Consider the following 13,376-nt stretch of genomic DNA (forward strand, 5'->3'; position numbering starts at 1 on the left):
TTGGGTGACTACAACCCGTGGCGGCCACCCCTCAGAGGACCACGCTCCTGAGCTCTTCACCCGCGGCTTGCCTGCGCAAACAGGTGAAACACGCGTGCCGGGCACGTCCGCCTATGGAGAGGGGACCGACGACGGCACGGCGGGTGCTGCGCCCGCCCTGGAACGGGCTCCCCGGGACAGGAAAGTGTCGGCGATGCTGCTCGCGGGACTGTCGGCGTTGGGCCTGGGAATCGCCGTGGGCACCCTTCCCGTTCCTTACGTCGTGGAGTCACCCGGACCGACGTACAACACCCTTGGTGAAAGCCAGGGGAGCCCGGTCATCAGCATCAGCGGCCGGGAAACGTATCCAGCCAAGGGAAACCTTGACCTGACCACTGTCTACGTGGACGGCGGCCCCAACGGGCCGGTCAGCATCCTTGATGCATTTTCCGCGTGGGTTGACCCTTCCAAAGCCGTGCACCCCGTGGAACTGCTCTACCCCACGGGTACCACCAGGGAAGAGGCCGAGGAACAGAGTTCCGTGGCCATGACCACGTCACAGGAGAACGCCGTAGCCTCTGCCCTCAAAGAGCTGGATATTCCCTTCGGGCAGCAGCTGCAGTCAGCCGGCCTCTCCGAAAATTCAGCCTCGGACGGGAAGATCCAGCCCGGCGACATCCTGAAGACCATTAACGGCAAGGCCATCACCTCGCTGTCCGTCGTCCAGGAGGAACTGGCCGCGGGAAACGGCGCGCCGGTCTCTGTGGTGGTGGAGCGTGACGGGCAGTCCGTCACGGAGACCATCACCCCCAAGGACAACGGTGAGGGCCGCTTCATCCTCGGAGTGATGCTCAAGTACCTGTTCACCTTCCCCTTCGACGTCGAGATCTCGCTTGAGAAAGTCGGCGGCCCCAGTGCGGGGCTGATGTTCTCCCTGGGGATCATCGACACGGTTACACCGGGAGACCTGACGGGGGGCAAACACATCGCGGGGACCGGCACCATCTCCCCGGACGGCCTCGTGGGCCCCATCGGTGGCATCCAACAAAAACTGCAGGGGGCACGTGCCGGGGGAGCAACGTTGTTCCTCGCGCCCGCCGCAAACTGCGGGGAAGTAGCAGGGCACATCCCCGCCGGGCTGCAGGTAGTGAGGGTGGAGACCCTGGCTGAGGCGCGCGACGCCGTCGAACGTGCGGGTAACGGTCAGGACACGTCCGGCCTTCCCGCGTGCCCGGGCAACTAGACTGGGCGCAACTAGACTCGACAGGAACTAAGCTCCACCGCCACTCGTGGCAAATATGACGGACGAAACCGGCCGTTTGACCGGTCCCGGACGTCGCCCGCACGCACGCTCTGATTTATCTGACGACCAGCTATGAGGTACCCAGTTTGTCCCGTCCCGCCAGCACCATGTCCACAGGCAGACCCCCTTCACGACGCGGGGCGTTGACGCCCACCTTGATCGTTGTTGCCCTGGTGGTAGTGGGCTTCATCTTCTTTGCCAACGTCTGGACCGACGTCCTCTGGTACCGGCAGTTGGGGTTCATCGAGGTCTTCGTCACCGAGAACCTGGTCCGGATCGGTATCTTTGCCGCCGGTTTCGCCATCATGTTCCTGGCGGTGTTCTTCGCGATCCGCATCGCGTACAACGCCCGGCCGGTGTACGCGCCCGACTCTGAAATCAGGGACAACCTGAACCGGTACCAGGCGCAGCTGGAACCCGTCCGCCGCGTTGTCATGATCGGGCTCCCCGTCCTCTTTGGACTCTTCGCCGGCAGCGCCGCCGCCAGCCAGTGGCAGAAGGTCCTCCTGTTCTTCAACCAGGAGCCCTTCGGGAAAGAAGACCCTGAATTTGGAATGGACATCAGTTTCTACCTGATGTCGCTCCCGTTTTTTGGTTTCGTAACCGGCTTCCTGATCAGCGTTGTGGTGATTGCCGGGATCGCGGGCATCCTGACGCACTATCTCTATGGCAGCATCCGCCTGATGGAACGCGGCGTGTTCACCAGCCGGGCTGCACAAATCCATATCGCCGTGACCGGTGCCTCATTCCTGGTGCTCCTTGGACTCAACTTCTGGCTGGACCGCTTCACCGCCGTGCAGAGCAACAGCGGACGCTGGGCCGGCGCCCTGTACACCGATGTCAACGCCGTCATCCCCACGAAGGCCATCCTCGCCGTAGCGGCGGTGCTCGTTGCCATCCTGTTCGTTGTCGCTGCCATCATCGGCAAGTGGCGGCTGCCGGTTATCGGAACCGCCATGCTGGTCATCACGTCCATCCTGGCCGGCGGTGTCTACCCCTGGGTGATCCAGCAGTTCCAGGTTCGTCCCTCGGAGGAGACGCTGGAAAAGGAATACATCCAGCGAAATATCAACAACACGCGTGAGGCCTACGGCCTGGACAAGATCCAGGTGGACCGCTACAACGCCACCAACACGGCCAGCACCGGGGCCCTGGCCCCCGATGCGCAGACCACGGCCAACATCCGGTTGCTGGACCCGAACCTGATTTCCGATGCGTTCTCCCAGCTTGAGCAGTACCGCCCGTACTACCAGTTCCCGGAAGCCCTCAATGTGGACCGGTATGAGGTGGACGGCAAGATCCAGGACACGGTGATCGCGGTCCGCGAACTCAACCCCGCAAACGTGGCAACCAACCAGCAGGGCTGGCTCAACCAGCACGTTGTGTACACCCACGGCTACGGTGTCGTGGCTGCAAAGGGCAACAAGTTCACCGTGGACGGCAAGCCGGAATTCCTGCAGTCGGGTATTCCGTCAACGGGTGTCCTGGGTGACGATTCAACCTATGAGCCCCGGATCTACTTCGGTGAATCCTCGCCCGACTACTCGATCGTCGGCGCGCCGGACGGCGCCCCTGCCCGCGAGCAGGACCGGCCGTCAGGCAGGGAAGGCGAGGGGGACAACCAGTACACCTTTGAAGGCAACGGCGGTCCCAACGTGGGAACGTTCTTCAACCGCGTGCTGTACTCCATCAAGTTCCAGTCCTCGGACCTGCTGCTTTCGGACGGCGTCAACCCCGAGTCGCAGATCCTGTACGACCGCAGTCCCCGTGAGCGCGTGGAAAAGGTTGCCCCGTACCTGACCGTGGACGGGAATGCCTACCCGGCGGTGGTTGACGGCCGCGTCAAATGGATTGTGGATGGCTACACCACAAGCCAGTTCTACCCGTACTCCCAGCAGGAGCGGCTTTCCGATGCCACGGCGGACACCCAGACCACGTCCGGCCGCGCGGTTGCCTTGCCCAACAGCACCGTCAATTACATCCGGAACTCCGTGAAAGCCACGGTTGATGCGTACGACGGTTCGGTCACCCTGTACGCCTGGGACGACCAGGACCCGCTGCTGAAGTCCTGGCAGAAGGTGTTCCCCACCTCACTCAAGCCCTTCTCGGAGATGTCCGGCGATGTCATGAGCCACGTCCGGTACCCGGAGGACCTGTTCAAGGTCCAGCGCCAGCTCCTGGGGGAGTACCACGTGACCGATCCGTCCACGTTCTACCAGACCAAGGATGTCTGGAGCGTGCCGGCGGATCCCACCGTTGACTCCAACAGCGGCGTCAAGCAGCCGCCGTTCTACATGTCCCTCCAAATGCCGGACCAGGACAAGCCCGCCTTCCAGCTGACGTCGTCGTTCATTCCGCAGATTGTCAACGGGAACGCACGCAACGTGCTCTATGGCTTCCTGGCCGCTGACTCGGATGCCGGGAACGAGGCGGGTGTGAAGGCGGAGAGCTACGGCAAGTTGCGGCTGCTCCAGATCCCGCCGGAGATCCAGGTGCCGGGTCCCGGCCAGGCGCAAAACAAGTTCAACTCCGATCCCACGGTTTCGCAGGCCCTCAACCTGCTGCGCCAGGGAGCGTCTGAAGTGCTCAACGGCAACCTGCTGACGCTTCCGGTAGGCGGCGGCATCCTGTACGTCCAGCCTGTCTACCTCAAGTCGACCGGCGAAACGTCGTACCCCACACTGCAGCGCGTCCTGGTGGCCTTCGGCGACAAGGTGGGCTTCGCTCCCACCCTGGATGAGGCACTGAAGCAGCTCTTCGGAGGAGACTCCGGAGCTGCCGCGGGCGATTCGGACAACAATGGCCAGACCCCGGTAGATCCGGCCGCGCCGGGAACGCCTGCGGGAGCTGACGCCAAGGCAGAGCTGAAGGCCGCACTGGATGAAGCGAATGCGGCGATCCAGGAGGGTCAGTCGGCTCTTGCCGCAGGGGACTTCGCAGCCTATGGCGAGGCGCAGAGGAAGATCGCGGCTGCCCTCCAGAAGGCCGTGGCTGCGGAAGCCAAGATCCCGGTTGCCGCACCCGAGGCCACGCCCGCGCCGGCAGCCACCGATGCACCTGAAGCGAGCCCGTCACCCTCAGCCACCAGCTGATCACGACGGCGGCACACGGCACCTGCTCCCTGGGGGGCAGGTGCCGTTTCCGTAGGCGAGACGGAGATCACGCGCCCGCGATTTGGCCTGGTGTTCACGTACCGGTAAAGTAGTTCTTGCGACGCGGGGTGGAGCAGTTCGGTAGCTCGCTGGGCTCATAACCCAGAGGTCACAGGTTCAAATCCTGTCCCCGCAACTGATGAAAACATCCGGACACTGGAAACAGTGTCCGGATGTTTTTGTTTGAGCTCCAGGGATTTCCTGCCGCCAGAGGGAAAATCCCCGAGTGGAAAACGTGGCCGGAAAACTAGGGTAGTGTTGTTTCAGCGACGCGGGGTGGAGCAGTTCGGTAGCTCGCTGGGCTCATAACCCAGAGGTCACAGGTTCAAATCCTGTCCCCGCAACTATGTGAAGACCCCGACCGGCATATCAGCCGGCCGGGGTCTTCTTTTTTCCGTGGATACGTGCAGTTCCTAGTATTCTCTTTCGCAGAGCCTCACACGCCGTGAGCACTTGGCCAGTCATTCTCGAGAGGAATGTTGTTCGATGTCCACACCCACGAAGAAGCCCCGTACCGCGGCGGGTCAGCGGTCGCGACTCTATTGGGGGGTGCCTGCCGTCCTCGGAGGGCTGGTCCTGGTGGTGCTGGTTGCCAAGTGGTTGATGGGGCTGCCTGCCGTGGCTTCCTTCGTGGCTGACTATCCGGGCCACTCGGAGCTTCCGGACAACGCTCCTGTGGGCTTTCCGGCCTGGCTTGCATGGCAGCACTTCCTGAACGCGTTCTTCCTGCTGCTGATCATCCGTACCGGGTGGCAGGTCCGGACCACCACCCGCCCCAGCGGGCACTGGACACGGAACAACAAAGGCTTGATCAAAACGAAGAACCCGCCCACCAAGATCAGCCTCGAGCTGTGGTTCCACCTGACGCTGGATGTCCTGTGGATCCTGAACGGCCTGATCTTCGCGGTGCTGCTTTTCGCCACCGGCCAGTGGATGCGGATTGTTCCCACCAGCTGGGACGTCTTCCCCAACGCGCTGTCCGCGGCACTGCAGTACGCATCCCTGGACTGGCCCACGGAGAACGGCTGGGTCAACTACAACGCGCTGCAGCTGCTCTCGTACTTCGCCACAGTCTTCATCGCCGCTCCGCTGGCCTTCATCACTGGCCTGCGGATGTCCGGTGCCTGGCCCAAGAAGGCTGCCGGCCTCAACAAGGCGTTCCCCATCGAGTGGGCGCGCGCCGTCCACTTCCCGGTGATGATCTACTTCGTGGCCTTCATCGCCGTGCACGTCTTCCTGGTGCTCGCCACGGGAGCCCTGCGCAACCTCAACCACATGTACGGCGTGCGCGACGACGACGGGTGGTTTGGTTTCTGGGTGTTCCTCGCCTCGGTTGTGGTCATGGTGGCCGCCTGGTTCCTGGCCCGCCCGCTGTTCCTGCGGCCCATCGCCTCCCTGATGGGCAAGGTCAGCCGCTGACGGGCGCCTGGCGGCTGCGGTTGCCCCCTGGAGCGGGTCAGCTGTCCCTGAGCTTCTGATAAGCCTCGAGGGCCCGCTCCCTGGACTCGGGCAGGTCCACCAGCGGCCCTGGATATCCCACCAGTTCCATGCCCGACTTCCAGGGCTCGTGGATAGCCTTTGCGTCCAGGTCCGCCAGCTCGGGGATGAAGTGGCGCAGGTAGGTGCCCGCGGCGTCGAATTTCTTGCTTTGGGTGACGGGGTTGAAGATCCGGTAGTACGGTGAGGCATCTGCCCCTGAGCCGGCAACCCACTGCCAGTTGGCGGGATTGCTGGCCGCGTCCGCGTCCACAAGGGTGTCCCAGAACCAGGCTTCCCCGACGCGCCAGTCCGTCAGGAGATTCTTGACCAGGAAAGACGCCGCGGCCATCCTCACCCGGTTATGCATCCAGCCGGTCTGCCACAGCTGGCGCATGCCTGCATCGACAAACGGATACCCGGTCCGGCCCTGCTGCCAGGCTTCCAGTTCATCCTTGCCGGGCTTCTCCCATTCGAACCGGTCAAAGTCCGGACGGTAGTTGCGGGTGGCAAGATCCGGGTTGGTGTACAGAAGGTGCCAACAGAATTCCCGCCAGCCAAGCTCCGAGCGGAAGATGCCGACGTCGGCAGGCACTTTGTTTGGATAGCGACGGCGGATCTGCCGCCACACGCGGAAGGGACTGACTTCGCCGAACCGCAGGTGGGGTGAAAGCCGGCTGGTACCTTCCACGCCAGGAATATTCCGGCCCGTCCCGTATTCCTCCGCCGGTCCGTCCAGGAAATCTTCGAGCCGGCGCCTGGCGCCGTCCTCGCCCGGTTCCCAAACAGCAGCGAGTCCGCCGCTCCAATCGGGGGCGGAGGGCAGGAGTTCCCAGCCATCAAGTGTGTCGCCCGCCTGCACGGTGCCGGTTCGCTTCGGAGGCGCCGGCAGCGTTCCCGGAACCTGGAGCGGGTCGCGGATATCAGCGCCGGCAAGGCAGGCCCGCCAAAACGGCGTGAACACCTTATACGGCCCGCCAGCACCTGTCCGGACAGTCCATGGCTCAAACAGGAGGTTTGCCTGGTAGCTCGAGGCCTGTAACCCGTTCTCAGTGGCCCACGCCTTGACAGCGGCGTCCACCGTGCGCTCCGGCTGGCCGTAGCGGCGGTTCCAGAACAGGTGGCGGGCGTTGGTTTCGGCGGCGAGTTCCCTGATGATCTCCTCGGCCGGCCCGCGGCGAAGGAGGAGGCTGGAGCCTTTGGCTTCCAGCGCACCCGCGAGTGAGGCGAGGGAATGGTGCAGCCACCACTTCGTGGCTCCTCCAAGCGGCCGGACGCCCTCGGACTCCTCGTCCAGGATGTAGACGACCGTCAGGGGCAGTCCGAGCGCGGCTGCTTCGGAAAGCGCGGGGTTGTCATCAAGCCGAAGGTCGTCGCGGAGCCAGACGATGGAAGTCTCAGTGGAGGAAGCCATGCAACCACGCTACACACTGGCGGGAACGGACAGGGCCGGGGCCACGATGGCCCCGGCCCTACCCGTTGTCTCTAGAGCAGGCGGAACGTCCCGCCGCCGATCAGAGTTTGTCGAAGTCTGCTTCGTCCACCGTTGAGCCCGTTGCTGCCGAGCCTGCGGCGCCGAGGGCCGGCTTCGACGAGTTGCCGGACTTCAGCGCGGCCAGGCGTGCCTCGATCTCAACCTGCTCACCGAGGTCCTCCAGCTGGTTGAACTGCGCGTCCAGGCTGGAAGCTGCGAGTTCCTGCTGGCCAAGGACCTTGGCCTCCTCGCGGCGGATCTTTTCCTCGAAGCGGCCCACTTCGCTGGTGGGATCCATGAAATCGATGCTCTTGATGGCGTCGTGGACCTGGGATTGGGCTGCAGCGGTCTTGGACCGGGCCACCAGCTCGTTCCGCTTGCTGGTCAGCTCGTTGAGCTTGCCCTTCATCTGGTCCAGGCCGGACTTGAGCTTGTCCACCACTTCGCGCTGGGAGGCGATGCTGGGTTCTGCCCCCTTGGCCTCATTCTCGGCGGACATCTGACGCTGCAGGGCCACCTTGGCAAGGTTGTCGAACTTCTCGGCATCAACAGTGTCCCCGCTGGCCCGGTATTCGTCCGCCTTCCGCGAGGCCGCAAGGGCTTTGTTGCCCCAGTCCTGTGCGTTCTTGACGTCCTCGCGGTAGTCGTCCTCGAGCATCCGCAGGTTGCCGATGGTTTGCGCCACGGCGGACTCAGCCTCAGCAATGTTGTTCGTGTAGTCGCGGACCATCTGGTCCAGCATCTTCTGGGGATCCTCAGCGTTGTCCAGCAAAGTGTTGATGTTTGCCTTAGCCAGCTGTGCGATACGGCCAAAGATGGACTGCTTAACCATGTTGCTACCTTTCGTCCTGCTCTGTGGTGACCACTGAAATCAGTGAACAGTTGTGTTGTGGCTGTGATGCTGCGGGCGCCGGGTTTCGGGCCGGTGCTAGTCTGCGGCGATCAGAAACTTCCGGAGTCGCCTCCGCCAAAGTCGCCTCCGCCGAAATCTCCGCCGCCCCAGCCGCCGCCGTCGCTGTGGCCACCGCCCCAGCCCGCGCCGCCGCCTCCATTGAGGATGGAGTTGATCAGGATGCCGCCCAGGATGGCGCCGCCGAGGCCTCCGCCGCCGCCTCCGCCAAACATCCCGCCGCCGCCGTAGCCCTGGTTGGCGTAGCCGCCAAAGTGGTCGACATCGGCCTGGGCCAGCTGGGCTGCCTGTGCTGCTAGGGCGTGCGCCTGCTGGGCGTAGGTCAGGGCCGTCACAGGATCGGTGCGCGCAATGGACAGTGCGTAATCCAGGTTCCGCTGCGACTCCGCCAGGCGTGTGCGTGCCTCTGTCCCCACACCGCCGCGGCGGGCGGTGATGTAGTCCGCGGTTGCGCTGATCTGGGCCTGGGCAGACATGATGGTCTGCTGGAGCGAGGCCTGCGCCCGGCGGGCCTGTTCCTGCTGGTCCCTGATGCCGCTGAGCGCCTGGTCCAGCGACTGGTGGGCAGTCTCAACGCGCTGCAGGGTGGCAATGGGGTCGATCTTGCCGCCGTGGATCTCCGCCTTCACCTGCGCGAGGGCGTTCTCGACTCCGGCCACCGGACCGGCGAGCTCGGGGTGGGCGCCCGACTGGATCATGGCCCGTGCCTGGGCGAGGTCCTGGGAGGTGTCCACTACCGCACTCTCGAGGCTGCCCCGGGCTTCATCCAGGTTGGAGGAAACCTTGGCGATGGCGTCGAGCAGCACGTTGGTCTGGTGCAGGCTTTCTTCGGCTGCGCGGACTGCTACCGCGGCAAGGCTGGCCTCGCCCTCAGCCAGCTTCTGCTGGGCGGTGGCGGTGGCGTTCTGGACGAATGCCAGGCGTTCCTTGGCCTGCAGGATGTTGTCAGAAACCTGGGTCAGGGCACTCTCGGCATATTTGGCGCGGAGGGAGGTAAGGGACCCTTCTGCGCTGGAGATTTTCGAGTCTGCTTCGCGCGCACCTGCGTTCACAGCTGCCAGGGCCTGCGGTGCGTTCTTCTCAAGTTCGCGCAGGGAATCGAAGTCCGCTTTTTGCTCCTGGAGGGACGCCAGCGCGGCTTCGGACCGGCGGATGATCTCGCCGAGCCATGTCCGCTGCTGCTCTTCGGTGTCCGGGATGTGATCGTCCAGCTGCTGCTGCAGCTTGAAGGATTCGCTCAGGTGGGCCTTGGCTTCGTGAAGCGCCTTGGTGAAATTGCCGACGGCGGAATCACCGTACTGTGCCTGCGCGAACATGAGTTCCTGCTCGCTGGACTTGATGGCATCGTCCGCCTCAATGAGGAGGGAGCCGCCCTTGCGGCGAAGTTCCTCAATGCTCAGCGACGCCAGCGGATCGAGCTCAGCGCCCTGCGGACCGTAGCTGGCGTTGGCTGCCTGGCCGGCTGCCTTCTTGCGCTTGTTGCGGAAGTAGAGGTACGCACCGGCGCCTCCGGCAGCTAGTACGCCCGTTCCTACGAGGACAGCCGCGCCAGCACCTTCATCTGAGGGGACGTTTCCGCTGCCCCCGCTGGCGGCATCTCCGATTGCCGCTGCTGTGTCAATTGCTGCCTGGGCGAAATCGGGATTTCCACCGGCCAGGTTGGCCGTGACCGCGTTCTGGCTAATGGCCCCCTGCTTGGACTTAATGGGGCTGGCAGAGTTCAGGACAAAGCTGAATTTGCCGTCGTCTTTGGCTATTGCGAGGATGGCGTCTGACCTGCCCATGCCTTTCTGCGTGGCAACGGCTGCGGCCCAGTCTGCCGGCACAGTCGGGTTGGTGAACCTGTCCACGGTCACGACGTAGAGGTTGTATTTGTCGTCCTTGAGCAGCTTCTGGATTGCTTCTTGGACTTCGCCCTCACGGCTTCCAAGTACATTCGCGTTATCCACGATGTTCTGGCCGGAGGGAATGGTGACCGGATCCTCGGCCCAGGCCGCGCTGGCGGGCAACGCCAGGAAGGCGGTAAGGCCGATCACGGCGAATAAACGTTTGAACTTTGACCGCATGTGCAACCCTTCAGCACGCCTGACACCGATTCGGGACGAATCAGTCGTCTCAGAATCCAGCAGCGCCCCCACGCTTGGTGTGAAGCCGCAGGTCGCTGTGGCAATTCATCTTGATTCTATGGTGCACCCCACAGCCCGTCCATCGGCCCGAATATGCCAGCAGCGAAACGTCGGGCCCACACGTCAGCCGGGTCAGGGACGGACCCTCAGGAAGCTCTCAGCAAACATCCGAGCTTGTTCCAGCCAGGGAGTCCATAGTTAATGCAGACGAGGATGAAAGGAAGTCCCATGACTGAGAACCAGACGCCGGGTCCGGCTTCGCGGAACAGCGGCCAGGACCGGCAGGATCCCTGGGGGCAGCACGCCGGACAGGCAGGGGAGCCGGCTGAGGGGGAGCAGCCGGCAGGTGATCCCGGGGCGGATGGGTCCGGCCCCCGCCAGTACCCCACAGAGCGGATTGAGCAGCAGGGCAACAACCCCACCCAGGAAATCCCCGGAGCCCAGCGTCCCGTCTACCCCCAGCGGCAGCCCTTCTACGGCGGTCAGCACGCGGCCGGGCAGGACCCGTCCGCGCCGCAGGCGCCCGGGCACCAGGTGCCCCACCCCGGTTACGGCTACGCCGGCCCAGGCCGCCCGGAAAACCGGTACGCGGGCCAGGACCAGGGCGCCAACACCCTGCATGGTGCCAACAGCGTCCACAGCGGGACTGCCTTTGCGCCCAACCCCAAGGACGCGCCGCGCCGGAAAGCGACATTCGGCGTGGGCACCCTCGTAGCCAGCATCCTCGCGGCGGGACTGGTGGGAGGGGGAGTGGCCACCGTCGGTTCCGCGGAACTGTTCGGCAACGCCGGTTCGGGTGCCGCAGTGAGCAGCAACAGCCAGCCCGGGACAGTCATCGTCAATAACAAGGACAATGTGAACGCCATTACGGCAGCCGCCGTGAAGGCGTCACCCAGCGTGGTGACCATCAGTGCCTCAAGCGGCGGCTCGGGCGGCACGGGCTCCGGAATCATCCTGGACGACCAGGGGCACATCCTCACCAACACCCACGTCGTTACCCTGGATGGCCAGACGGCCGACGCTGCCCTTGAAGTGCGGACAAGTGACGGCAAGGTCCTCACCGCCAAACTCGTTGGCACAGACCCGTTGTCTGACCTCGCCGTGATCAAGGTCGATAACGCCAACGGCCTGACCCCCGCCACCCTGGGCGATTCCGGGAAACTGAACGTGGGCGACACCGCCATTGCCATCGGCTCGCCGCTGGGCCTGACCGGCACCGTGACCGACGGCATCGTTTCAACGCTCAACCGGACCATCAGCGTTGCCTCCGCGGCCGCCCCAGAGGAGGGGGACAATGCCGAGGGCGATGACGAGGGCGGATTCCAGTTCGCGCCTCCGGGCGGCGGACAGAGCCAGCAGACGGCGGACCAGGGCGAAATTTCCATCAACGTCATCCAGACTGACGCCGCCATTAACCCCGGAAATTCCGGCGGTGCCCTGGTGAACAGCAGCGGCGAGGTGATTGGCGTCAACGTGGCCATTGCGTCCGCGGGATCGAGCGCATCCTCGACCAGCGGAAACATCGGCGTCGGCTTCAGCATCCCCATCAACCACGCCAAGCGGGTGGCGCAGGAAATCATTGACACCGGCAGGGCCTCGCACGGCCAGCTGGGTGTCAGCGTCAAGAAGAAGACTGCCTCAAGCGCCGCTTCCGGGTTCTCGGTGGGCGCGGACGTTGCCACTGTGGAGGCGGACTCTGCGGCGGGCAAGGCAGGGATCAAGGTGGGCGACGTGATCACCAAATTCAACGACCTCGCCATCGGGGAACCGGAGCAGCTGACCGCGGCGGTCCGGGAACAGCCCGCCGGGTCCAGCGTCAGGATCACTGTCCTGCGAAACGGCAAGGAACAGACGTTCGAGGTCACCCTGGGCGCCGCCGCCAGCTAGCACGGCGCCAACAGCACACACAGGCTGAACACACGACGGCGGCGTCCCCACTTGGCGGGCGCCGCCGTCGTGATGCATCCGCCGCGGACAGCGGCTGCGGGAACGCTGACACAGGCGTTAACGGAAGAGGGCGCCGGGGCGCGCCTATATGGTTAGCTAGGAGCTACCCGCATGCCGGGCATTCCGCGGCCATGACCTCACCCGGCTGGCTGTCCACAAGCATGGAAGGCTGCTGTAAATACAGTGGAAGATACATTGAAGATCATCGTCCTGGTCAAGCATGTACCGGACGCCCAGTTTGACCGCCACCTCACCGGTGAGGGCTACACAACTGACCGGGACGAGAGCATCCTGTCCGAGCTTGACGAATACGCCCTGGAGGCGGCGCTGCAGCTGGCCGAAGCCCGTGGCGGATCCAAGGCGGGAAACCAGGTCATCGCGCTGAGCATGGGCCCCTCGGGTGCCGTCAACGCCATCAAGAAGGCGCTGCAGATCGGTGCAACCGAGGGTGTGCACCTCACCGATGGCGCCCTGGCAGGTTCAGATGCCGCGGCCACGTCGCTGGCGCTCGCTGCCGCCATCCGGCACCTGGGCAGCGACGCCCCCGTGGACCTGGTCCTCACCGGCATGGCGTCAACCGACGGGGAAACCTCGCTGGTCCCCGCGCAGCTTGCGGAGCGCCTGGACCTGCCGCAGGTCACCTTCGCGTCGTCGCTGGAGGTCGACGGCGGCAGGCTCACCGCACGCCGGGACGCCGACACGTCCTCCGAGACAGTGGAGGCGCCGCTTCCGGCTGTGGTCTCGGTGACAGACCAGATTAACGAGCCGCGCTACCCCAACTTCAAGGGCATCATCGCTGCCAAGCGCAAAAGCATCACCACCCTCTCCCTGGCTGACATCGGGGTGGACCCGGCGCAGGTTGGACACGCAGGGTCCTGGACCAGCGTGCTCAGCGCCGAGGAACGTCCGCCCCGGACCGCCGGCACCATCATCACCGACGAAGGCGACGCGGGTATCAAGCTCGTTGACTTCCTGGCCGCCCAGAAGCTGCTCTAAGAGGGACCACAGA

General features: G+C 64.4%; 8 protein-coding genes and 2 tRNA genes. 7 read left to right on the top strand and 3 right to left on the bottom strand.

Annotation, left to right across the window (positions count from 1 at the left end; all coding sequences use genetic code 11):
* The first annotated feature begins 4 nt into the window (after nt 1–4).
* From IEX33_RS03545 to IEX33_RS03565, 5 genes are all read left to right on the top strand, one after another.
* Nucleotides 5–1,222 (top strand): YlbL family protein, encoded by a 1,218-nt coding sequence (locus IEX33_RS03545; protein WP_377089844.1) that lies wholly within the window; start codon nt 5–7, stop codon nt 1,220–1,222.
* A gap of 167 nt (nt 1,223–1,389) precedes the next feature.
* Nucleotides 1,390–4,374 carry a UPF0182 family membrane protein gene (locus IEX33_RS03550; RefSeq protein ID WP_188728206.1) on the top strand — a complete coding sequence of 995 codons (2,985 nt, stop codon included), beginning with the start codon at nt 1,390–1,392 and terminating at the stop codon, nt 4,372–4,374.
* Between the two features lie 122 nt (nt 4,375–4,496).
* Nucleotides 4,497–4,570, top strand: a tRNA-Met gene (locus IEX33_RS03555).
* 134 nt (nt 4,571–4,704) lie between these two features.
* Nucleotides 4,705–4,778: transfer RNA gene (locus tag IEX33_RS03560), tRNA-Met, on the top strand.
* 142 nt (nt 4,779–4,920) lie between these two features.
* A complete protein-coding gene (locus IEX33_RS03565; protein WP_188727693.1) occupies nt 4,921–5,853 on the top strand; it encodes a cytochrome b/b6 domain-containing protein in 933 nt (310 codons plus the stop codon).
* 37 nt (nt 5,854–5,890) lie between these two features.
* Here IEX33_RS03565 and IEX33_RS03570 read toward each other — a convergent pair whose 3' ends face one another.
* From IEX33_RS03570 to IEX33_RS03580, 3 genes are all read right to left on the bottom strand, one after another.
* On the bottom strand, nt 5,891–7,324 hold the full coding sequence (locus IEX33_RS03570) for a cryptochrome/photolyase family protein (protein WP_188727694.1): 1,434 nt from the start codon (nt 7,322–7,324) through the stop codon (nt 5,891–5,893).
* 100 nt (nt 7,325–7,424) lie between these two features.
* Nucleotides 7,425–8,216, bottom strand: coding sequence for a PspA/IM30 family protein (locus IEX33_RS03575; RefSeq protein WP_188727696.1), 792 nt, complete (start codon nt 8,214–8,216; stop codon nt 7,425–7,427).
* Nucleotides 8,217–8,326: 110 nt separating this feature from the next.
* A complete protein-coding gene (locus IEX33_RS03580; protein ID WP_188727699.1) occupies nt 8,327–10,360 on the bottom strand; it encodes a TPM domain-containing protein in 2,034 nt (677 codons plus the stop codon).
* A gap of 288 nt (nt 10,361–10,648) precedes the next feature.
* On the opposite strand from IEX33_RS03580, the gene IEX33_RS03585 reads away from it, so the two are divergent.
* Together IEX33_RS03585 and IEX33_RS03590 are read left to right on the top strand one after the other, a co-directional pair.
* Nucleotides 10,649–12,307 (top strand): S1C family serine protease, encoded by a 1,659-nt coding sequence (locus IEX33_RS03585; RefSeq protein WP_188727701.1) that lies wholly within the window; start codon nt 10,649–10,651, stop codon nt 12,305–12,307.
* Between the two features lie 255 nt (nt 12,308–12,562).
* Nucleotides 12,563–13,363 (top strand): electron transfer flavoprotein subunit beta/FixA family protein, encoded by an 801-nt coding sequence (locus IEX33_RS03590; protein ID WP_188728208.1) that lies wholly within the window; start codon nt 12,563–12,565, stop codon nt 13,361–13,363.
* Nucleotides 13,364–13,376 lie beyond the last annotated feature (13 nt).

It is taken from the genome of Pseudarthrobacter scleromae, assembly GCF_014644515.1.
Lineage (GTDB): Bacteria > Actinomycetota > Actinomycetes > Actinomycetales > Micrococcaceae > Arthrobacter > Arthrobacter scleromae.